The following is a 19,884-nucleotide window of genomic DNA, read 5'->3' as shown; positions in this document are numbered from 1 at the left end:
CACGGCGAGGGCCTGCCCGCGCGCTCGACCACAGCGGCGGCCCTCGCCCTCAGGCATCCGTACTCCAGAGGTTCAACGAGGCTTCGATATGCGCGAAGACAGCACACACCATCACGAAGGACAGCGCGTCATCTCCCGCAGACGGCTGCTGGGTACAGCGGGCGCCGCCGGCACCGTGGGACTCCTGGCCGGGGCGGGCGGCGGCACGGTCGCCTACGCCGCCGGACACGATCCCACCCCGCTCACCGCGGTCGGCGACAGCGCCGTCCCCTTCCGCGGCATCCACCAGGCGGGCATCACCACAGCCCCGCAGGCGGTGGGCCACCTCATCGCCTTCGACCTGGGCGCAGACGCCGGCCGCAAGGAGGCCGCCGCGCTGATGCGACGCTGGTCGACCGCGGCCGAGGCGATGGCCCAGGGGCACCCGCCCACTGGCGACGACCAGATCGCCCTCGACGCCGGCCCTTGCAGACTGAGCATCACTTTCGGATTCGGCCGCACCTTCTTCACCAGGACCGGCCTGGCCCATCGCGCCCCGGGCGCGCTCGTGCCCGTCCCCCGCTTCCCGTCCGACGCGATCGACCCGAAGCGCAGCGAGGGCGACCTGTGGATCCAGATCGGCGCCGACGACCCCCTCGTCGCGTTCCACGCCCTGCGCATCCTCCAGCGGGAAGCGACTGGAACGGCCGAGGTCCGCTGGCAGATGAGCGGCTTCAACCGCGCCCCCGGCGTCACCGCCCACTCGAAGTCCGTCCGCAATCTGATGGGCCAGCTCGACGGCACCGCCAACCCCAAGCCCACCGACAGGGATTTCGCCGCCAGGATCTTCGTCCCCGACGGTCACGGCGACGAGGCGTGGCTGAACGGAGGTTCCTACGCCGTCGTACGCCGCATCCGCATACGCCTCGACGACTGGGCCGACCTCTCCCGCACGGAGCAGGAACAGGTCATCGGCCGCCGCAAGGACACCGGCGCACCCCTGTCGGCCCCCGACGACGCGCGCGAGGCCACACCCATGGACCTGGACAAGTTCACCTCCCACGGCGCCCTCGCCATCCCCGCCGACGCCCACATCCGCGTCGCCGCCCCCGAGTCCAACGACCAGGCGGCCATGCTGCGCCGCGGCTTCTCCTACCACGACGGCTACGACACCCACGGGCAACCGGACGCGGGACTGCTGTTCATCGCCTGGCAGGCCGACCCCGCCGCCTTCGTCAAGGTGCAGACGAAACTCGACGGCGCCGACCACCTCACCCGCTTCATCCGCCACGAGTCCAACGCCGTCTTCGCCGTGCCGGGCGGCGCCGCGCCGGGCGAGTACGTCGGCCAGAGCCTGCTGGAGGGATGACATGACAGGCGTGCAGCACATGAACATGACCGGTCCGATGTGGATGCCGACCGCTCCGCCGACCCTGGGGCGGCTGCTGGCCTGGCATCCCCAGCCGCTGCCGGTGGAGCCCCTCGCCTGTCTCCTCGCCCTGGCCGCCTACGGTCTGGGCGTGTGGCGACTGCGGCGGCGCGGCGACCGCTGGCCGATCGCCCGCACCCTGTGGTGGACCGCGGGCGTGCTCACCGTCGCGGCGGTCACCTGCACCGGCGTGGGCGGCTACGGCATGGAGTTGTTCAGCGTCCACATGGTGCAGCACATGGTGCTGTCCATGCTCTCCCCGATCCTGCTCCTGCTCGGAGCGCCGATCACGCTCGCCCTGCGGGCCCTGCCCACCGCCGCACGTGGCCGCACCGGCCCCCGGGAACTGCTCACCCGGTTCCTGCACAGTCGCGCGGCCCGGGTGTTCTCCTCGCCGCTGTTCACCCTGCCACTGTTCATCGCCAGCCTCTACGGCCTGTACTTCACCCCCCTGTTCGATCTCCTGATGGGCAGCTGGCTCAGCCACGAGTGGATGCTGGCCCACTTCCTGGTGACCGGTCTGCTGTTCTTCTGGCCCATTCTCGGCGTCGACCCGGCTCCACGCCGCACCTCCCACCTGCTGCGGATGCTGGAACTGTTCATCGGCATGCCCTTCCACGCTTTCTTCGGCATCGCCGTGATGATGTCGACCACCCTGATCGCCACGTTCTTCGCACACCCTCCGACCACCTGGCACCTCACCCCCCTCGCCGACCAGAACACCGGCGGCGGCATCGCCTGGGCCTTCAGCGAGATCCCCACCCTGCTCGTGCTGATGGCCGTGCTCGTGCAGTGGGCCGGCAGCGACCGGCGCACCGCCGCCCGCACCGACCGCCAGGCCGACCGGGACCACGACGCCGAACTCGCCGCCTACAACGCCTACCTCGCCCGCCTCGCCGCCCGCGACCACCCCGCCTGAGACCCGGCGGTCCTCGCGCTCGTGCCGCACTCCAACTCGTTGGCTCAACCTGGAGGAACAGCACGCTCTCCATGTCGGTGCGCAACGCCGGTGCGGTGCCCGAGCACCTCGGCATGGTCGCTACTCCGGACGAGGGAAGGGGCGTCCTGGTGGGCGGGAGGTCCGCCGAGGGCAACGGGTCGCTGGCCACCGCGGGCATCCTGCTGCTGTCCGGTACCACCGTCACCTTCCACGGCGACGGGCCGCGCGTGGAACTGCATCACGTCCGCGGCATCACCGCCGGGCACACACTGCCGGTGTCCCTCCAGTTCGCAGTGGCCGGGCTGGTCCGCCTCCAGGCACGTGTGGCCTCGTCCTGACCTGACCGCCGCTTCCCGGGCGGGTCTCAGTGCCCCGGGCCCGCCGCCGTGGCGCCGGGGAAGGCCGCGTCGAGGGCCTGCGATCGGTCGGTATAGCCGGTGACGCGGGTGACGAGTCCGTCGGCGACGTCGAACACGTGGTATACGACGGTCCGCGGGTCGGCCGGAGGCACGGTGCCGTGGATCCGTAGGCCGAGGACCACAGCCGCCGGGTAGGTGAAGGTCTCCTCTATATGGGCCCGCAGCCCGAGAGCGTGCAGGCGGGCGCACCGGCTGAGGACGTGGGAGCGGGTGTGACAGCCCGGGCCGCTTCCGTCGGACGGGTTCCAGCACACGTACGGGTGCAGGACGTCGGCCAGCGACCGGCAGTCGGCGGTGTCCAGGGCTTCGCGCAGCCGAGGGGTCAGGGCACCGGGACCGGGCCGGGAACGTGGTGACATGCGGGTCTCCCAAATGTACGAAATGCCGCCGAGTGGGTCCTGTCCGAGGGATCACGGCGCCCGAGGCGGTACCGGAACCGAGTCCGACTAGACGGGCACTGCGGCGAGTTGTCGCAGCGAGGGCCGCTGCTTCCCTGCCAGTGAGGTGCCGGCGAGACGACTCGCGCCCGGTAGGCCGGCGAAGCGCAGGGCAGCTCGGCGGACGCGCAGCCGCCGTGCCGTTTCGGGGACGAACCAGCGGGCCGTTCTTCGGGCGGTGCGCTGTCTGTCCCTGATGACGGGCCGCCACAGGCGTTCGTAGCCGTGCAGCGCGTCCTCGACGCGACGCGTACAGGCGAGTTGGTCGGCCAGGACATAGGCCCCCGCGACCGCCAGGGAGGCGCCCTGCCCGCCAAGCAGGGACACGGCCTGGCAGGCGTCACCCAGCAGCACGACCCGCCCCCGGCTCCAGCTGGGCAGATCGCTCTGGGCGACCTGGTCGTAGTAGACCCGCGAGGAGGGCGGGCACCCGGCCAGGGCGCGGGGTACGAGCCAGCCGAGGGAGCCGTACTCGTGGTAAAGGGCAGCCCTCGCATCCTCTGGACGACGGGGGTCGGCACTGCGGTAAACGGCGAAGGCGGCGACCGCGCCGTCCCTGAGTGCGTAGAGACCCATCTGTCGCCCGGCGGTGTCGGTCAGGCAGACCCGGTCGCCCAGTTCCGCGTGGACGTGGGGGTCGTCGAAGGTGAAAGCGGCGGTGTGGTACCCGAGATAGCGCACGAACCGTTGTTCCTCGCCGAAGACTATGGCCCGCACGGTGGAATGCAGTCCGTCGGCCCCGACGAGGAGGTCGGCGTCGAGGGAACTGCCGTCGGTGAGGGTGACGTGGACGCCGTAGGGACTCGGGTCGATGTGTGCCGGGCCGACGCCGAAGCGCAGGCCGACGGCGAAGGACAGCCGTTCCCGCAGGGCGAGTTCGAGGTCCGGTCGCATGATGCTGAGCAGGCGTCCGTCCAGGGAACGGGCGAACCGGCCGTAGTCGAGCCGCGCGCGACACCGGCCGTCGTCGTCGAGGAAGGCCGCCTCGGAAACCGGATAACCAAGCTCCTCCAGCCAGGGCAGCACACCCATGGCCTCGGCCGCGTCGTAGCCCGGCCCGAAGAAGTCGATCATGTATCCCTCGGTGCGGGGCTGCGGAGCCTTCTCCAGGACGACGACCTCCCAGCCGAGCACGTTGTGCAGGCGGCCGGCCAGCGACAGCCCGGCGATACCGGCTCCGCAGATCACTGCTCTCATCGGTGCGTTTCGCCTCTCCACTCCCCGAGCGTTCACCCCCTCCCCACTTTTGCATTATGCAAAGCTCAGGGCAAGATGGTCCTGTCCGGGCCACCCGGAGGCGGGGAATCTTGATGCTTCCCTAACGCCTCACTGATGGTCTCTTGACGTACTGTCATGACCGGTGTGCCGGGAAGACGGGTCGGCGAAGTGTCCTGAACGAACCATCCCAGGAAGGTCCTCGCGTGACCTCGTCAAAGCCGGCTGCCGCCGTCGCGACAGCCCCGTCCCTCGCCGTGCGCGGCCGTGGCCCGCGCCGCCCCGTTCTCTTCTTCGCGTTCGCCTTCGCGGTGATCGCCGACCCGGTCTCCTCGGTCGCGTACGCCATCGAGGCCGCACTGCGCGCCCTGCACGGCGACCTCGCGCTGCTGCTTCCGACGATGAGCCTGGTCATCGGACTCGTCGTGGTCGTCACCGCCAACTACTGGCAGCTGGTGCGGCGCTTCCCCAAGGGCGGCGGCGCGGCGGCCGCGGCCGCGCGGGCCTTCGGGCCGCGTTGGACATTCCTGCCCATCGGCGCCCTGGTCGTCGACTTCGTACTGACCATCGGCATCTCGATCTCCGCGGCGGCCAGCGCGGTGATCGCCCTGTTCCCGGGGCTGTCCCCGTGGCGCATCCCGCTGGCCCTGGTACTGCTGGTCGTGGTGGCCGGGCTGACTTGGTTCGGGCACGGCGGCAGGCTGCTGTTCGCCGTCATGACCGTCGCCTTCGTCGTCATCTCCGTGGCCGTCCTCGTCCTGGGCTTCACCTCGCCCCACACCGTCGGCCGTGCCGCCGCGACGACCGACCCGGGCCACTCGACGGTCCTCGCGGTGGTACTGGCTTTCCCGGTCGCGATGGCACTGGCCACCGGCATCGAGGCGCCGTCCACCGCGATCGCCCAGCTCGGCCAGCTCGACGACACCCACCGCCGCCGCTTCGGCCGCGGCACCCTCGCCCTCCTCGTCGTGATCGTCGGCGGCCTGACCCTGGCCCTGACCGCACTTGCCGTCCGGCTGCACATCGGCATCCCCGGGGCCGACTCCACCCAGATCGCCGACATCGCGCACGCCGCCGCCGGACCAGGCTGGCTCTACGGCGCCTTCCAGCTGACCAGCTCACTGCTGCTGCTCGCCGCCGCGAGCTCCTCCTTCCAGGCCGGACCCGGACTACTGAAGGCCCTGTCCGGCACGGCCGAGCGACCCGGTGTACTGCCGCCGGTGCTGGGCCGCACCAACCAGCACCACACCCCGTACTGGTCGGTCCTGGTCTACCTGGCCGCCGCGGCGCTGATCATCATGGCCGCGGCCGGCCAGGAACAGGAGCTCGTGCTCTTCTACGCCGTCGCCGTGTTCGTCAGCTTCCTGGTGGGGCTGGTGGCCATGGCCCGCTTCGCCACCCGCGAGCACAAGACGGCCCTGGCCTGGGTCAACGGCCTGGCCGCCGCGGCCGTCGCCTTCACCCTCGCGGTGAACCTGCTGCGCGGCTGGCCCATGCTCTCCCTGGCCGCCACTCTGCTCATCGCGGCCGGACTGTACGTCCGATGGACAATGGCCGGACGCCCCAGCGGCATCGAGGACGTCGAGGCACACGCCGAAGCCGCCTGACCCTGGCGGGAGGGTCAGACGCTGCTCGCCCGAACGACGAGAACCGGGCAGGTGGCGTGGTACAAGCAGTGGTGACTGACCGAACCGAGGAGCATTCCGGTGAAGGCGCCGTGCCCGTGGCTGCCGGCCACCAGCAGGTCCGCGTCCCTGGCCGCCTCGGTCAGCACCGCCGCCGGATGGCCTCCGACGACCGCAGGCGCGACGGCTATACCCGGATACTCCCCCAGAGTCTGCTCGGCCGTAGCGCGCAGGTTCCCGCGGGCCTGCTTTTCGAAGTCGCCGTCCGAGAAGTCCACCGGCATGCCGTAGGTGGTCGGCAGTCGCCACGCCTGCACGGGGCGCAGCTGCGCACCGGTCAGTTCGGCCTGGCGGGCCGCCCAGCGCAGCGCCGCCGACTCGCCTCAGACCCGTCCACTCCGACCACGATCACCGGTGAGGAGAGTTGATCACCCACCGTTCACCTCCGCATGAGGACATCCTGGCCACGCTCCCGCAACCAGGCCCGCACACCAAGGGGCCCTTCGGCCCCGACATGCGGACAAGGTCCCGTGACGCGCACCCTTGACTAGTTTTGCATAATGCAAAGGTAGGAAAGGGGAGCGATGAGCGCCATACCGGCAACAACGAACGGACAGAACATGACGGGCACCACAACGAGTGGCTTCACGCCCGTACCGAGACTCGCAGGACTGCGGAACGCCCCTTGGGGGCTGATGACCCTGGCCGTCGCGGTCGGAGCCGGGGCCGGCGCGGGCTCGGTCATCTTCCGCTGGTGCATCAAGACCTTCACGCACCTGCTGTCCGGTCACGCCGACTACGCCGCCTCGCCCGGCGCGGACAATCCGCACCTGCCCTGGCTCGGCCCGTACTTCGTACTGTTCGCCCCCGTCATCGGCGGTCTGCTGTACGGGCCGCTGGTGAACCGGTTCGCCAAGGAGGCGCGCGGCCACGGGGTGCCCGAGGTGATGCTGGCCGTCGCCCAGCGCGGCGGACGGATCAGCCCCAAGGTCGCCGTGGTCAAGACGCTGGCCTCCGCCCTGTGCATCGGCTCGGGCGGCTCGGTGGGCCGTGAGGGCCCGATCGTGCAGATCGGCTCGGCCCTCGGCTCCACGCTCGGCCGGGTCACGAAGGTGTCCGAGGGCCGGATGAAGCTCCTGGTCGCGTGCGGTGCGGCGGGCGGCATCGCGGCCACCTTCAACGCGCCGCTGGCCGGCGTGTTCTTCGCCATGGAGCTGATCCTGGGCACCTTCAGCGCCGAAGCCTTCGGAGCGACGGTCCTGGCCAGCGTCACCGCGAGCATCATCGGACGCACCGCCTTCGGCAACAACGCCTTCCTGAACCTCCCGGACTTCCACGTCGGCCATCTCACCCAGTACGGCCTCTTCGCGCTGCTGGGCGTCGGCGCCGCGGCGGTGGGTGTGGGCTTCTCCCGCTTCCTGTACATGATCGAGGACGCCTGCGACTGGCTCTGGCGCGGCCCGGAGTGGCTGCGCCCGGCGGTCGGCGGCCTCGCGCTCGGCGTGTTGTTGCTCACCCTGCCGCAGATGTACGGCGTCGGCTACCCCGTGCTGCAGAAGGCGACCGAAGGCGGCTACGCGGTCGGCTTCCTGCTCCTGCTGCTGGTCGGCAAGATGCTGGCGACCAGCCTGACCATCGGCGTCGGCGGCTCCGGCGGGGTCTTCGCCCCGAGCCTGTTCATCGGGGCGATGCTGGGCTCGGCGTACGGCATCGGCGTCCACCACCTGCTGCCCCACTCGGCCGGCGCGGTAGGCGCGTACGCGCTGGTCGGCATGGGCGCCGTGTTCGCCGGTGCGGCCCGCGCGCCGATCACCGCGGTGGTCATCCTCTTCGAGCTCACAGGTGAGTACTCGATCATCCTGCCGCTGATGCTCGCGATCGTGCTGGCCACCGCCGTCAGCCGGCTGATCTCGCGCGACACCATCTACACCCTCAAGCTGCGCCGCCGCGGCATCGACCTCGACGGCCCGGCCCCCGGCGCACGGATCGGCACCCAGCACGTCGACGCGGTCATGGAAACACTGCCCTCCCCCATGTTCGCGTCCACCACCCTGGCCGACGCCGCCGACCTGCTGAGCCTGTCCGGCCACGGCGCCCTCCCGGTGGTCGACGACACCGGGCGCTACGTCGGTGTCGTCACCGCGCAATCAGTGGCCGAAGCGCTCGCCGAACAACCGGAGAATGCGCCGACCCGGGTCGGGCAGCTCGCCGAGGCACCCGCCCAGGTCACGGCGGACCAACCTCTCGCACAGGCCATGCACGCCCTGTTGTCGGCCGCCGGAACCGGCGTTCCGGTCCTTGACTCGGAACGCGGCAAGCCGGTCGGCTGGCTCAGCCACCAGAGCGCGCTGCGCGCGGTACACACGGCCTCCTGAGGCCCTGGGCCACCCAGACCCCACCCAGACTGTTTTGCACTGCGCAAAAATTGGTAAGGGGCCTGGACACCAGAACCGCCCCGAGCGGACTATGCACACAGACGGCTGCGGGCACGGCTGGGAGGACACCTACGACATCGACCTGACCGTGGACGAGCACGCGCGGATCACCGCCGTTTACCATCTCGGTGGCAGGCGCGTGCCGTCACCACTGCAGTCACCCGCTGCCCCGCCTGCGAAAGCCGCAAGATGCGCATCATGCGGCCCGGGCGTGTCACGGCCGCCCGCCTGCACGAGAGGTGACGGCGATGGAGCCGCACCACCAGCCCCCGGTCTGGCTGGAGGCGCTGAGCCGGGTCAGTCTGGCCCCAGCCGGGGCGAGCGCACTGGCGATCGCTGAGGACATGGCACTGCGCGGATACCGGCAGCGCATGTGGATCATGCATCTGGTATTACCGACCACGGCCGTGTACTGAGGGCCCGCCGGACTTCGGCTCCGACCCCCTCTTCTCCGACCAGGCCAACACCCGCCCCGGTCGCTTCGAACAACTACTCACCGCCCTACCTCTTCCACGGCGCCCGTCCCCGCCTGGAACTCGGTGGCACGACCGATGTCCAGCGCGGTGCCGAGGTCACCCTCCGCTCCCCTCGACGCTGCCAGCATCACCCGAGTCCGCCTCATGCGGCCCGGATCGGCCACCCACGTCACGGACTTCGACCATCGTTCCGTAGCCCTGGACATGGTCCACCACACCAGCGGGTCACTCACCGTCCGCATCCCCGACGACCCGTCACTTGTACCGCCGGGCTGGTACACAGCAGTCGCCACGGACGGCAGCGGCACCTCGTCGAAGGCCCGGTGGCTGCGGGTCCATTAAGAGGCGGCAGACCCAGAAACCCAACTTGGCATAGTGCAAGCTTTACCTGGAGCAAGGATTCTCTTTCCGTTGCCGGCCCGTACCTGCCGACGTACCCGCCGTCCACACCGGGAGGCACGATGCCCATATCGCGCAGCACGATCGGAACCGTCTTTGTGGGCGGCGCGCTGAGCGTCACGCTCGCCGCTCTGGCCTATCCGAGCATGCTCGGCATCCAGAACGCGTCCATGAACCAGTCGCGCGTGATCGCCAGCACCCCATGGGGGCCGCTCACCGAGGCCGACCGCAACTTCGTCGTCTTCGTGCGCTCCGCCGGATTGTGGGAAGGCCCCTCAGGGGACCTGGCCATGAAGAAGGGCACGACGGCGGCCGTACGCGAGGCAGGCCGGCACCTGGTCATCGGACACGCCGCACTCGACGCCAGCTGCCGCAAGATCGCACCCGAGCTGAACATCACCATCCCCAACCAGCCCACCCCTCAGCAGCAGGGTTTTCTGGACACGTTCAAGTCCGACACCGGCAAGCAGTTCGACTCCGACTTCGCCAACATCCTCCGCGTCACCCACGGCTCGATCTTCAACACCATCGCCAAGGTCCGCTCCACCACCAAGAACACCCTCGTGCGCCAACTGGCCGACCAGGCCAACGACGTGGTCCTGGACCACATCACGCAGATGGAGAACACCGGGCTGGTCAACTTCGACCAGGTCAACTTCCAGGAGACGACCCCGCCGAAGCTTCCGTCCAGCCAGGTCACACCACCGGTGCCGCAGCCGGGGGCGCCCATGGTCACCCTCACCGTGCCCCCCGGACTGCCGACCGAGGGCGTACCGACGGGCCCGGCCACAACGCCCTCGCCGTCCCCCTCTCCCACGGCCGGATGACCTCGGGGTGTGACGCAGCCCAGCCGGCGCCCCGATCGTCGTCCTCACCGCCCGCCCCGATTTGCATCAACACCGCTTCCCCGACGCCCAGCCCCTCGGCTGGCTGATCAGCGGTGGCCGGCCTGACCCGTGCCGAACGGGGTCACGGCCTCGGCGGGGCGGGAGAGCCGGTAGGAGCGAACGACGGCGACCAGGCTCCCCGCCATGAGGGCTGCGGCCCAGGGGGTCAGGTCGCGCAGTGGCCCCGCCACACCGGCCCCCGCCTGCGCACCGCGCGGGGGCACCCGTCCTTCGGGATCCGACACGACGGCGAGCGCGTCTCCGGGCCGGGTCGCTTCTCCGCAGCCCCGCCAGATGCGCACCTTGAGCGGGACGCCGTCGGTGCCCGCCACCGAACACAGATAGCGGGCATGCCCGCCTTCCGCCGCCCGGCCGTCCTCGACCGACGTCACCACCACGGACTGCACCTGACCCCTTTCGGCCAGCACTATCCCGGCGGCTGCCTGCGGGGCCTGTAGCGCGAGGCACACACCGAGCAGCGCGGCGATGCCGATCAGCGCGCGTCCGGCCCTGACGAAGGACAGATACACGGCCAGCGCCTCCGCGCACACCATGCCCGCCTCACCGTCGGCCAGCGAGAGTCTGCCGGTCCAGGCACCGAAGAGTGCCGTGCCGACGATCGCCCCGGCACCGAGGAACCCCGCCAGGAGCCCCTCTCCCACGAGCCACCAGGGCGGCCGCCCGACGAACTCCGCCGGGCCCCACACCGAGGTGCGCAAGTACGCCAGCAGGTGACGCTCAAACGGGGATGAGTGATGACGCTTCCGGCACACGCGCGTCACACCCCCCGCATTCTTCCCGTCCGCGGCGACCGCTCACTCCACCGCTCGCAGACGCACTCCGCGACCGGCGCCCACGCGTCGGGCGCACTGCCGGAGCACTACGCAGCCGACGTTCCCAATTCCCTTGCATTATGCAAAATCTTTCGGACTCGGAGAAGAGCCGTCCGGGAATCGTGACAGCGACTGGGAGGAGCGTCAGGTGTCGTGCGCCATCACGCCGTCGACGACCCAGCCGAGCGGATGCGGTTCTGGGTCGTCCGGGGCGGGAGCGGGGGGCTCGCCTCCCGCCTTGTTGAAGGCGCCCAGGGCTTCCACGAGCGCCAGGCGCTGGATCGGGGAGAGCCGCTCGACGATGGCGGCGATCTCGGTGCGGCGCCGGGCGGTGACGTCCTCGACGGTGCGCCGGCCTTCCTCGGTGAGCTGCAGCAGTGTCTCGCGGCGGTTGCCCGGGTTGGTCTGCCGGTCGGCGAGCCCGGCCGCGATCAGCCGGTCGACCATCCGCATCGCCGTCGACGGCGCCACCTGGAGCAGATCGGCCAGCGTCACCAGCTTGGTGGCGCCGCGGGTGGACAGCACGACCAGCATGCGGAACTGCGGCAGCGTCACCCGTTCCTCGACCTCGGCGAGCGAGCGGGCGGAGACCGCCACCAGCAGGCGGGACGCGGTCAGCACCGCACGGGTGACCGCATCGACGTCGTCCATCGTCCCCGCGGGGTTCTCACGCTCCGGCATACCTCCTTTCTACAGTGCCGAAGGCGGTGCCCCCTCACCCGATGGGAACAGATTTTCCTTCCCCATGACCGTGGTACCGCAGCAGCAGCATCGCGGCGTCGTCATGGAGCGGTCCAGCGACGTGGCGCACCAGGTCCTCGCGCAACCCCTCCAGGGCGCGGCCGGCATCGGGCTCCTTGAGCAGGTCCGCCCTCTCGCCGAGCGGATAGAAGGAGCCGTTCGCGTCCCGGGCCTCGGTGACCCCGTCGGTATACAGCAGCAGCTGCTCGCCGGGGGCGAAGTCCACCCGATAGGGCTTGGGCCCTTCGCTGCCGTGGGCACCCAGTCCCAAGGGGAGGGCGTACGCGAGCGGCTGCGGGAAGTCGACGCCACCGTCGCGGCGTACGACCATCGGCGCCGGATGACCGTAGTTTAAGAAAACGACCCCGTGGTCCGAACCGATCTCGGCGAGCACGGCGGTGACGAACTTCTCCCCCTCCAACTCCCTGGCCACGCTCCGCTCCAGCCGCTCACCCAACCCGACCAGGTCCGGTTCGTCGTGGGCCGCCTCCCGGAAGGCGCCGAGCACCACGGCGGCCGTCTCCACTGCGGCGAGCCCCTTGCCCTGCACATCGCCCACGATCACCCGGATCCCGTGCGGCGAGGCCACCACCTCATACAGGTCGCCGCCGATCCGCGCCTCGGCGACGGCCGAGGTGTACGACACCGCCGCCTGCAGCGGGCCCGCAGTCCGCGGCACCGGGCGCAGCAGTACCCGCTGCGCCACCTCCGCGATCGACCGGACACTGGCCAGCTCCGCCTCCCTGCGCGAGCGTGTCACCGCGGCCGCGATGCCCACGCCGGTGACCCCCGCCACCGACGCCATCGCCGTGAAGCCCCGCCGCTCCTCGAACAGCCCGTCGTACAGCCCGAGTGCCACGCACACGAGCAGCGCCAGCGCACCGATCAGCGCCGTACGCCGCCATCCGCCGACCAGACTGGAGAACGCCGGCCCGAGCGAGACCAGCGGCAGGAGTCCCACCCCCGGCCCGGCGACGACATCCGCCCCGGCCACCACGGCCATCGCCGCCACCGGCATCCAGGACAACACCGCAGAACCCTGAGTCGGCGTCCGCTCGGTCATGCGTCCTCCAGAGAAATTCCAGCGCATGAGAGCTGTCTGATTCGCTTGTGGCACAGACACCCCTCCCCGCGTTTAGACTATGCAAAGGTTTCTGTGAGGAAGGTGCTCTCGGTCGAGCCCTTTACCCAATAGAGGCCGAGAGCCGACATGTCCGACGTCGGAAGGCGAAGATGCCCCACAGACAGACCGCACCGGACCGACCCCGGCTCCCCGTCGGCTGGCGGCGGTTCCTCGTCCGCCTGCCGATACTTCTCTTCCGCTGCGGGCTGGGCTGGATCTTCGGCAAACGACTGCTCCTTTTGCACCACACCGGCCGCGTCACCGGACTCGACCGGCGGGTGGTCCTCGAAGTGGTGGAGCACGAGCCGGACGACGGCAGTTGGACCGTCGCGTCCGGCTTCGGCCCGAAGGCGGCCTGGTACCGCAATCTGCGCGCAGAGCCGAAGACCCTCATCGAGGTGGGCACCCGCCGTCACGCCGTCACGGCCCACTTCCCCACACCGGACGAGAACGCCGAGATCATGGCCCGCTACGCCCGGCGCCACCCACGAACCGCACGCCGCCTGTGCGCGTTCCTGGGCCTGCCGTCGAACGGCACCGACTCCGGGTTCCGGGAGGCCGGCCGGGCCATCCCCTTCGTACGCCTGAACGCCGGCCCGGGAACCCGGCTGCCGTGAAGCCCAGGCACTACGCGGGTTCAACTCCAGACCAAGCCCATCCCAATAGCTCTGGCGATCAGATTTTGCACTGTGCAAAACTTGCACTCGGGGGGCCGAGTCGGCGGTCGGTGTCGCCCAGCGCCCAGGAGTGATCGGCACGCTGTGCCGCGGTGCTCGTGGCCGTCAAGGCCCTCTCCCAGGCGTCCGGCCGTTCGGGCGCCCCCGGCGGCGCGCCCACGGTCACCATTTCACAGCAGTCCGATGAGGTGCTGCCGGACGGCGTGCCCACCGCGACCGCCCCGCCGTCCGCTCCGGCCTACGCGGGCACGCTCCCGCCGAGACCCCGTACCCGGTGATGTGCCCCGTAGACACAAGGAGTTGCGCCTCCCCCCTCGACGGCGATTGAACGTTCGTTTAGTATCCTGTACATGCGTTCAATCCGTGACGACCGGACCACCCGCGCAGTCATCCGTGACGAGGACCTGCGCCTGTTCTCCGCGAGCGGGTGGGAGGCGGTGACGATGCGACAGATCGCCGCAGCCGCCGACGTGTCGCCAGGGCTGGTCATGCACACTTGGGTTCGAGGGAGGGCCTGCGCCAGGAGGTCGACCAGTACGTCCTGGACGTCTTCGAGGCCATGCTCGGTGAGCTGACAGGTGACGGCGGGGCGGAGCTGCTGGATCCCGGGGCCGGGGCGAGTTCGCTGAGCGAGGTGTTCGCCCGGCACCTGCCCGACGACTCACCGCTGCCCAGCTACCTGCGCCGACTCCTGCTGTCTGACACGGACGCCGCGCAGCTGCTGTTCCGGCGCCTGTACGAACCGAGCAGGGCCGCGCTGGACGGCCTGGCGGCAGCGGGACTGGCCGCCCCCGGAAGGGATCCGGCGGTGCGCGCCGCCCTGCTCCTCGCCAACGACCTCGCCCTGTTCCTGCTGCGCGACCGCCTGGCCGAAGTCCTCGGCACGGACCCGCTGTCGGTCGACGGGATGACCCGCTGGGCCCCGGAGATGCTCAGTATCTACGCGGGCGGACTGAACGCGGTACCACCGGAACCGCAAGGAGACGCACCCTAGGGAGGCGGCGCATGGCGCATGGCTCAACACCCGCACCCGCACACGTACTTCAGGCCGCAACATCCACAAGTCCTACGGCAAGCTGCGCGGCGCCGACCTCGCGCGGATGGTCACCGGGCAGACAGCCCTCGCCCAAGTTACTCAGCGGTTACTCAGCGGCGCCAGGCGTGGCGATTTCGTACCGCTGCGATCCACCCCACCACCGGCAGCATCACCAGCCAGGCCACCACCACCGCCACAGGTCCTCCCCACCCGACGCCGACAAGACACGCCAGCCACGCCACCAGCGCCGCACCGACTGTGGCCTTGCCCAGCGGGACCAGCCAAGCGGGCAAGCCACGCTCGGCGGTGCCGCGCGCTCCCAGCAGCGCGAAGCCACCGGCCCACACCAGGTACGCTCCGCAGGCCAGCGCCCCCAGCGCCAGAGCAGTGTCGATATCCGGGTCACCCACGGGGTTCTCGTTGGTCTCTTGGGTGACACCGCCCAGGCTGACGGCCGTTGCATAGTGCCGCCAGACGGTGACGCTCACCTGGTCTCCCGGGTGCAACCGCTTCAGAAGAGGGCCCGCAGAGCCCATGTCGAGCGCCCCGGACGCCGGAACGGGGCCCGACAGCTCGAGCCGGTACGTATCCTCTCTCCCGGAGTGCTGGATCACCGTTCCCCTCACGGTGGCTCGCACGGTGTGCAGGCAGTCCGCCTGGCTGACACCAATACCGGCCTCGGCGCACGGGACCGCAGAGAGAAATCCCCGCTCTTCCGCCACCGCCGAAGGTAGGGCAGTGAACCCACCGGCCGCCCACAGCATTGCGACAGCGCCCAAGAGCACCGCGCACAGCCCCCATGCACGATGCCACCACGGCCGACGCCGCAGGCCGCCCGGGCGCGGAGGGCCATACCGGGGCAGCGGGCGCGATACGGACGGAGGCAAGGACACCTGCGCACCGTACCGCTCGGGACGTAGATCCCGTTCCACGCCTCTCCTCCGGTAGGGAGCAGGTCAGTTACAGCGAGCGACCCCTCCGGCATGCGCCGGGCCCGCTACCGGGGACTGCCGAAAGCTCGCCTCCAGCACGCCTTCTGCGCCACCGCGGTCAACGGGATCCCGAGACCGCTGGTACCACACCCACAGCAGCTGCCTCGTACACCTCGCCTACCGGCTCACGGCCTGACCTGGAATGAGCAACAGAGGATCCCGCCCGAGCAAAGACGAAACGCGTTGATGGCCAGGGCCAACGAATGGACGGTGCCGCGCCCACGACTGTCATTGCCGACCATGCGTCAGCTCCTGGTGAGCAGGTGCCGGACGACGTACCCGGCGGAGTCCACACCGGAGCGGCCGCCTTCGACCAGGGCGGCGACGGCGATGTTCGAGTTGTAGGCGGTCAGCCAGCCGTTGGTGTGGTCGCCTTCCTCCGCGGTGCCGGTCTTGGCGCCGACGCCCGTCAGACCGCCCAGGCGTGGTGCGGCGGTGCCGCTGGTGGCCACGGAGCGCATCATCGACTGCAGGTAGCCGGCCGTGCGGGCGGAGATGGACCGGGGCGCGGTTTCCTGGTGCTGCCCGGGCAGGATGACGGGCTGCTTGAAGCCGACGCCCCGCACCGTGGCTGCCACGGACGCCATGAACAGCGGGGTGGCCGTGACCCTGCCCTGGCCGATGAACTGGGCCGCCTGGTCACCGCCTTGGACGTCCCCCGGGATGCTCGGGTCGGTGGTGGCGACCCCGCCGCCGATGGACCAGCTGCCCATACCGAAGACGTTGACGGCCTCGTCGTGCAGGGCCGAGGCGTCTCCGTCGTGCACGAGATAGTGGAAGCCTTCCTTGATGAAGGCGGTGTTGCACGAGACCGTGAACGCCTGGGAGAGGGTGGAGGCCGCATTGGCCCGCACTCCAGAATCATTGTGGAACAGCTGGCTGTTGGCCGTCAGCGAGTCCGTACACGGGGCGGGACTGTTCGGGGTGAGGCCCACCTGGTCGAAAAGGGCCGCCGAGGTGATGATCTTCATGGTGGAGCCCGGCGACTTAATGCCGTTGACAGCGATGTCGCCGTCCGCGCCGGCATGGGCGATCGCGAGGATGTGACCGGTCCTCCAGTCCAGCGCCACCGTCCCGGCGGGCTTGTCCTGAAGGTGGGGGTCCTTGACCGCGGTCTCGGCCACCTCCTGGAGGGAGGCGTCGATAGTCGTCTTGAAGACGGGGGCCTTCCCCTTGGAGAACACCCGCAGTGCCTTCACGCCGTCGCCGGCCGCGTCGACCACGGCGACGCCGGTGCCGGTGCTGCCGCCGGTCGGAGTGGCGTTCTTGCGGATCGTCGCCACGATGTCGTGCAGCGAGGAGAAGCGGGCGAGGTCGGTCCTGCCGTCACTCGCCACGACCTTGGCGGTGCTCACACCGGCGGGAAACCTGCCCGCGGTCAGCGACTGGTCGTCGCCCAGGCCGGGATAGAGCACCGAGTTGTTCCAGTGCACCGCCAACTCGCCGTTCGTGCTCTGCAGTACCGCCACCGCGCTCTGATAGGTCCAGGTGCCGCCCGCCACCCGGGCCGTGACGGCGAAGGTGACCTTGGTGGCGCCCGCCGTCACCGTCGACGGCCCCGCCGAGGTGACCTGTTTGAAGGTCAGCGTCTTCAGGTGCAGGCCGTCCGTGTACCCCCGCAGGGCCGCTACGGCCGCGGTCGACGCGTCGGTGTAGCTCGCGGCTTGGTCGAGGTGCTGCTTGGACCAGCTGTCCAGGAACGCGTGCGCCAGCTTGACGGCCTTGATGTCCGACGGCGGCTCGCTCGACACCGCCGCCGGGTCGAAACCGCGCGCCGCCTTGGTCTCACCGCTCCCCGTCGTCCCGGAGGACATCGCCTGCACGAGACATACCCAGTTGCAAGACATCTTTTCCGGGCGATTAGCGTGATTCGCCGCCCAGTTGGCGGTACCGTCTGATGTGGGATCAGCACTGGCCGTGGGGGGTGCGGTGACAGGCATCGAGATCGCTGTCGGCTACCTGTTCGCGTGGGCAGTCCGGAAGGCTCAGCGCGTGGCCGGCCGGGCGGACGGGGAAGTCGACCGGGCGCTGGACGCCGGAATGGACCGCCTGCACGACGTAGTGAGCCGCAAACTCGGCCAAGACCCCGCGCTGCACCGGCTGGCGGAGGAAGCGGCGAGCGGGCGCGAGTCGCCCAGCGACCGCACCCGGCAGCGGGTCCTGCTCGCACTCGAGGAAGCCGACGAAACCGACACCGGCTTCGCCGCCGACCTCGAACACGCGGTGGCCCATCTCCAATCCCTTGCCCCAGCCCCCGGCAGCCAGCCTGGCGGAGACCACATCGAGTTCCACCACAACACCTTCCGCGGTGCAGTCCAGGCAAAGGGCGTCCAGCACATCCATCGCGGCGCCGCATCATGACCGACGACAACAGACCGTACGGCGCGCAGGACGACTTCGCATTCCGCGACAACACCTTCCACGGCCCCTTCCAGACCGAGGGCGTCCAGAACATCCACTACTACAGCCCGCCCCCGCCAACGCCGCAGGCACGGAAGTGGTGGCGGCGGCGGGAGACGGGAGTGTTCGCGGCACTGGCGCTGGTTCTGGCCGCGGGAGGCGCGTACACCGTGTACGCGCTGGGGTTCTCCGGAGGGACGCCGCAGGGGATCCCAGTGCCACGCCCGGTGAATCCCGGCAATGCGAAGCTCCCGTCGTACGTACACATCCAGGCGCAGGAGCAATGTGCCTCCAGCGTCAACTACTACGCGGAGACGGCCGACGACTACCAGCGGGGACAGCAAAGGGGGCAGAGGCGTCTGGGGCCGGTAGCCGTCGACATCACCAGCCAGACATCGTCCAAAGAGGCCGTACTGCTGGTGGGCATGCGCGTGCTGGACCTGCAGCGGAAAGCACCTCCCACCGCTGGCATCGCCGTCGCGGACGGAGGGTGCGGAGCGGGAGTTGACGTCAGACCGTTCCGGACCGATCTGGACAAGAGTGATCCACCCATCATCGCGGGGGCTGCTGCGCACCCACCGGTGACCTTCCCCTACAAGATCTCGCCGGACGATCCCGAGATTTTCGAGCTCACCCTGGACAACACCACCTGCTTGTGTGCCTTCGCCGTCGAGATCGACTGGGTCGTCGCTGGAAAAGCCGGCAAGACGATCCTGAACAACGGCGGGCCGGGCTTCCTGTCCAGCGCGGCCCCGAAAGTTCCCGCCTACACACTCGACTCCTCCAGCCGACTGCAACGGACGACGTACCAGCGACTTCTCCCGTCGAGCTCGTAACACGGCCTTGAGAGTTCCCCTTCAGGCTTCACCTGCCAGCGAGGAGCACTGCCGGGAGAACAACGAAGCCCGTTGGGACTTGCAGCGAACTGCGCGCAGTAACCGTCAAAGCAAGCCGAACTCTGGTCTAGAAATGGAGTGCCAGTGCCGTTGTTTGGCAGGAAAAACCCAAATCCCGTCCCGAGTCAGCCAGCACCGCCCCAACGGCTCCCGGAGCGAACTCCTTCGCCGGTTATGAATGTCCTCGGACGGGAACTCAACAAGGTACTTCCGCAAGAAATAATCAAGGAAGTGCGCTCTGCGTCGACAAACAGTCCGCCGACTGCGGCAGACCATGAGACGCTGCGCGCCTGCATGGCACTCGACTGGCTCATCAGGACCTGGGTCCCACGCTGGTCGTTGCTCGTGCCGGGCGCCGGCGAGCAGTTGGCCTCGGCTCTGGCCGGCCTCCCCCCGATCCGTGACCTCCAGACAGCCGAAGCGGCAGGCACACTGGTCATGGCACTCTCCAGCGGCCCCGACGAGACGGAGAGATTCGTGGCGGCCAACTACAAGAAGGACAACTTCTACGACACGGCCGCCGTGAAAGCTGCCCGCCAGGCGTCGGCAACAGCCGTCGCCAACTCAGCCGGATCCGCTGTTGCCGACGCGGCAGCGTCTGTGATTCTCGACGAGACCATGGCGGCCCGCACTGACGTCGCCCTGAAAGGCGTGGCGGCGCTCACCCTCTCGCACAGCCTCGACAGCGTCTGGCCCTACATCCAGACGTGGGCGAGCGGCCCGGGAGACTTCGAAGCCAAACAGATATCCATCGGCAATCTCGCCCCCGTCGCGGCACAGAGGGCGCTCGATCCCATAATCGAGGAACTCCAACACGGAGTTTGCGGGCTCTATGTGGAACTGGGCCGGCTGGGCTGACGGCCGGTTACTCACCAATCAGCAGCGGCGGTAGCGAGGAAACCACCATGCTCAGAACTCCAGCAGACGAGTCAAATCCGCCACCCG

Annotated in this window: 23 protein-coding genes; 15 read left to right on the top strand and 8 right to left on the bottom strand. The window is 69.7% G+C overall.

Annotated elements, in window-relative coordinates; all coding sequences use genetic code 11:
• Nucleotides 1–88 precede the first annotated feature (88 nt).
• The 3 genes from efeB to OOK07_RS29435 all read left to right on the top strand — a co-directional run bounded on the left by efeB (nt 89) and on the right by OOK07_RS29435 (nt 2,686).
• The gene (efeB, locus tag OOK07_RS29445; RefSeq protein ID WP_266799445.1) at nt 89–1,348 is read left to right on the top strand and encodes an iron uptake transporter deferrochelatase/peroxidase subunit; all 1,260 of its coding nucleotides are present in this window, start codon (nt 89–91) and stop codon (nt 1,346–1,348) included.
• A 1-nt stretch (nt 1,349) separates the two neighbouring features.
• On the top strand, nt 1,350–2,327 hold the full coding sequence (locus tag OOK07_RS29440; RefSeq protein WP_406312541.1) for a cytochrome c oxidase assembly protein: 978 nt from the start codon (nt 1,350–1,352) through the stop codon (nt 2,325–2,327).
• A gap of 71 nt (nt 2,328–2,398) precedes the next feature.
• Nucleotides 2,399–2,686 carry a hypothetical protein gene (locus OOK07_RS29435; RefSeq protein ID WP_266799443.1) on the top strand — a complete coding sequence of 96 codons (288 nt, stop codon included), beginning with the start codon at nt 2,399–2,401 and terminating at the stop codon, nt 2,684–2,686.
• 26 nt (nt 2,687–2,712) lie between these two features.
• On the opposite strand, the gene OOK07_RS29430 is transcribed toward OOK07_RS29435, so the two are convergent.
• Nucleotides 2,713–3,126: a nuclear transport factor 2-like protein gene (locus OOK07_RS29430; protein ID WP_266799442.1), complete on the bottom strand. Its 414-nt coding sequence runs from the start codon at nt 3,124–3,126 to the stop codon at nt 2,713–2,715.
• 87 nt (nt 3,127–3,213) lie between these two features.
• Nucleotides 3,214–4,401, bottom strand: coding sequence for an FAD-dependent monooxygenase (locus OOK07_RS29425; protein WP_266799440.1), 1,188 nt, complete (start codon nt 4,399–4,401; stop codon nt 3,214–3,216).
• 224 nt (nt 4,402–4,625) lie between these two features.
• Between OOK07_RS29425 and OOK07_RS29420 the strand changes: the two genes are divergently transcribed.
• Nucleotides 4,626–6,026 carry an APC family permease gene (locus tag OOK07_RS29420; RefSeq protein ID WP_266799439.1) on the top strand — a complete coding sequence of 467 codons (1,401 nt, stop codon included), beginning with the start codon at nt 4,626–4,628 and terminating at the stop codon, nt 6,024–6,026.
• A 14-nt stretch (nt 6,027–6,040) separates the two neighbouring features.
• Here the strand turns inward: OOK07_RS29420 and OOK07_RS29415 are convergent, their stop codons facing one another.
• Entirely contained in the window at nt 6,041–6,361 is a 321-nt protein-coding gene (locus OOK07_RS29415) for a universal stress protein (RefSeq protein ID WP_323182998.1), read from the bottom strand.
• Nucleotides 6,362–6,739: 378 nt separating this feature from the next.
• Between OOK07_RS29415 and OOK07_RS29410 the strand changes: the two genes are divergently transcribed.
• From OOK07_RS29410 to OOK07_RS29395, 4 genes are all read left to right on the top strand, one after another.
• Complete coding sequence (locus OOK07_RS29410) at nt 6,740–8,419, top strand: chloride channel protein (protein WP_266802067.1); 1,680 nt, start codon at nt 6,740–6,742, stop codon at nt 8,417–8,419.
• A 308-nt stretch (nt 8,420–8,727) separates the two neighbouring features.
• On the top strand, nt 8,728–8,895 hold the full coding sequence (locus OOK07_RS29405; RefSeq protein ID WP_266799438.1) for a hypothetical protein: 168 nt from the start codon (nt 8,728–8,730) through the stop codon (nt 8,893–8,895).
• A 204-nt stretch (nt 8,896–9,099) separates the two neighbouring features.
• Entirely contained in the window at nt 9,100–9,297 is a 198-nt protein-coding gene (locus OOK07_RS29400; protein WP_266799436.1) for a galactose oxidase-like domain-containing protein, read from the top strand.
• A gap of 119 nt (nt 9,298–9,416) precedes the next feature.
• Nucleotides 9,417–10,181 (top strand): DUF4142 domain-containing protein, encoded by a 765-nt coding sequence (locus OOK07_RS29395; RefSeq protein WP_266799435.1) that lies wholly within the window; start codon nt 9,417–9,419, stop codon nt 10,179–10,181.
• A gap of 107 nt (nt 10,182–10,288) precedes the next feature.
• Here the strand turns inward: OOK07_RS29395 and OOK07_RS29390 are convergent, their stop codons facing one another.
• The 3 genes from OOK07_RS29390 to OOK07_RS29380 form a co-directional block, all read right to left on the bottom strand.
• Nucleotides 10,289–10,960 carry a hypothetical protein gene (locus tag OOK07_RS29390; protein ID WP_266799434.1) on the bottom strand — a complete coding sequence of 224 codons (672 nt, stop codon included), beginning with the start codon at nt 10,958–10,960 and terminating at the stop codon, nt 10,289–10,291.
• A gap of 258 nt (nt 10,961–11,218) precedes the next feature.
• Nucleotides 11,219–11,755, bottom strand: a complete 537-nt coding sequence (locus OOK07_RS29385; RefSeq protein WP_266799433.1) for a MarR family winged helix-turn-helix transcriptional regulator — start codon at nt 11,753–11,755, stop codon at nt 11,219–11,221.
• A 34-nt stretch (nt 11,756–11,789) separates the two neighbouring features.
• The gene (locus OOK07_RS29380; RefSeq protein ID WP_266799431.1) at nt 11,790–12,878 is read right to left on the bottom strand and encodes a PP2C family protein-serine/threonine phosphatase; all 1,089 of its coding nucleotides are present in this window, start codon (nt 12,876–12,878) and stop codon (nt 11,790–11,792) included.
• 170 nt (nt 12,879–13,048) lie between these two features.
• On the opposite strand from OOK07_RS29380, the gene OOK07_RS29375 reads away from it, so the two are divergent.
• The 4 genes from OOK07_RS29375 to OOK07_RS29365 all read left to right on the top strand — a co-directional run bounded on the left by OOK07_RS29375 (nt 13,049) and on the right by OOK07_RS29365 (nt 14,609).
• Nucleotides 13,049–13,555 (top strand): nitroreductase family deazaflavin-dependent oxidoreductase, encoded by a 507-nt coding sequence (locus OOK07_RS29375; protein WP_266799429.1) that lies wholly within the window; start codon nt 13,049–13,051, stop codon nt 13,553–13,555.
• Between the two features lie 152 nt (nt 13,556–13,707).
• Entirely contained in the window at nt 13,708–13,893 is a 186-nt protein-coding gene (locus tag OOK07_RS29370; RefSeq protein ID WP_266799427.1) for a hypothetical protein, read from the top strand.
• Nucleotides 13,894–13,965: 72 nt separating this feature from the next.
• Nucleotides 13,966–14,190: a helix-turn-helix domain-containing protein gene (locus OOK07_RS43505; protein WP_353963544.1), complete on the top strand. Its 225-nt coding sequence runs from the start codon at nt 13,966–13,968 to the stop codon at nt 14,188–14,190.
• Nucleotides 14,112–14,609 (top strand): TetR/AcrR family transcriptional regulator, encoded by a 498-nt coding sequence (locus tag OOK07_RS29365; RefSeq protein WP_266799425.1) that lies wholly within the window; start codon nt 14,112–14,114, stop codon nt 14,607–14,609. The genes OOK07_RS43505 and OOK07_RS29365 overlap by 79 nt, the downstream gene beginning before the upstream one ends.
• A 152-nt stretch (nt 14,610–14,761) precedes the next feature.
• On the opposite strand, the gene OOK07_RS29360 is transcribed toward OOK07_RS29365, so the two are convergent.
• Both OOK07_RS29360 and OOK07_RS29355 read right to left on the bottom strand, forming a co-directional pair.
• Nucleotides 14,762–15,139 carry a hypothetical protein gene (locus tag OOK07_RS29360; RefSeq protein ID WP_266799424.1) on the bottom strand — a complete coding sequence of 126 codons (378 nt, stop codon included), beginning with the start codon at nt 15,137–15,139 and terminating at the stop codon, nt 14,762–14,764.
• 749 nt (nt 15,140–15,888) lie between these two features.
• Nucleotides 15,889–17,457, bottom strand: a complete 1,569-nt coding sequence (locus OOK07_RS29355) for a penicillin-binding transpeptidase domain-containing protein (RefSeq protein WP_266799422.1) — start codon at nt 17,455–17,457, stop codon at nt 15,889–15,891.
• Nucleotides 17,458–17,572: 115 nt separating this feature from the next.
• Here OOK07_RS29355 and OOK07_RS29350 point away from each other — a divergent pair, with 115 nt between their 5' ends.
• From OOK07_RS29350 to OOK07_RS29340, 3 genes are all read left to right on the top strand, one after another.
• Complete coding sequence (locus OOK07_RS29350; RefSeq protein WP_266799420.1) at nt 17,573–18,004, top strand: hypothetical protein; 432 nt, start codon at nt 17,573–17,575, stop codon at nt 18,002–18,004.
• Entirely contained in the window at nt 18,001–18,879 is an 879-nt protein-coding gene (locus OOK07_RS29345) for a hypothetical protein (RefSeq protein ID WP_266799419.1), read from the top strand. Before OOK07_RS29350 ends, OOK07_RS29345 begins: the two co-directional genes overlap by 4 nt.
• Nucleotides 18,880–19,233: 354 nt before the next feature.
• Complete coding sequence (locus OOK07_RS29340; protein ID WP_266799417.1) at nt 19,234–19,797, top strand: hypothetical protein; 564 nt, start codon at nt 19,234–19,236, stop codon at nt 19,795–19,797.
• Nucleotides 19,798–19,884 lie beyond the last annotated feature (87 nt).

Source organism: Streptomyces sp. NBC_00078, assembly GCF_026343335.1.
Taxonomy (GTDB): Bacteria; Actinomycetota; Actinomycetes; order Streptomycetales; family Streptomycetaceae; genus Streptomyces.
This window is presented reverse-complemented; position numbering and strand designations above follow the sequence as displayed.

Bases quoted from the DNA above. Each gene is read 5' to 3' on its own strand.
- OOK07_RS29380 (WP_266799431.1), bottom strand. From the start codon at position 12,878: ATGACCGAGCGGACGCCGACTCAGGGTTCTGCGGTGTTGTCCTGGATG.
- OOK07_RS29345 (WP_266799419.1), top strand. From the start codon at position 18,001: ATGACCGACGACAACAGACCGTACGGCGCGCAGGACGACTTCGCATTC.
- OOK07_RS29440 (WP_406312541.1), top strand. From the start codon at position 1,350: ATGACAGGCGTGCAGCACATGAACATGACCGGTCCGATGTGGATGCCG.
- OOK07_RS29410 (WP_266802067.1), top strand. From the start codon at position 6,740: ATGACCCTGGCCGTCGCGGTCGGAGCCGGGGCCGGCGCGGGCTCGGTC.
- OOK07_RS43505 (WP_353963544.1), top strand. From the start codon at position 13,966: ATGCGTTCAATCCGTGACGACCGGACCACCCGCGCAGTCATCCGTGAC.
- OOK07_RS29400 (WP_266799436.1), top strand. From the start codon at position 9,100: ATGCGGCCCGGATCGGCCACCCACGTCACGGACTTCGACCATCGTTCC.
- OOK07_RS29340 (WP_266799417.1), top strand. From the start codon at position 19,234: ATGGCACTCGACTGGCTCATCAGGACCTGGGTCCCACGCTGGTCGTTG.
- OOK07_RS29385 (WP_266799433.1), bottom strand. From the start codon at position 11,755: ATGCCGGAGCGTGAGAACCCCGCGGGGACGATGGACGACGTCGATGCG.
- OOK07_RS29395 (WP_266799435.1), top strand. From the start codon at position 9,417: ATGCCCATATCGCGCAGCACGATCGGAACCGTCTTTGTGGGCGGCGCG.
- OOK07_RS29405 (WP_266799438.1), top strand. From the start codon at position 8,728: ATGGAGCCGCACCACCAGCCCCCGGTCTGGCTGGAGGCGCTGAGCCGG.
- OOK07_RS29375 (WP_266799429.1), top strand. From the start codon at position 13,049: ATGCCCCACAGACAGACCGCACCGGACCGACCCCGGCTCCCCGTCGGC.
- OOK07_RS29355 (WP_266799422.1), bottom strand. From the start codon at position 17,457: ATGTCCTCCGGGACGACGGGGAGCGGTGAGACCAAGGCGGCGCGCGGT.
- OOK07_RS29435 (WP_266799443.1), top strand. From the start codon at position 2,399: ATGTCGGTGCGCAACGCCGGTGCGGTGCCCGAGCACCTCGGCATGGTC.
- OOK07_RS29430 (WP_266799442.1), bottom strand. From the start codon at position 3,126: ATGTCACCACGTTCCCGGCCCGGTCCCGGTGCCCTGACCCCTCGGCTG.
- OOK07_RS29425 (WP_266799440.1), bottom strand. From the start codon at position 4,401: ATGAGAGCAGTGATCTGCGGAGCCGGTATCGCCGGGCTGTCGCTGGCC.
- efeB (WP_266799445.1), top strand. From the start codon at position 89: ATGCGCGAAGACAGCACACACCATCACGAAGGACAGCGCGTCATCTCC.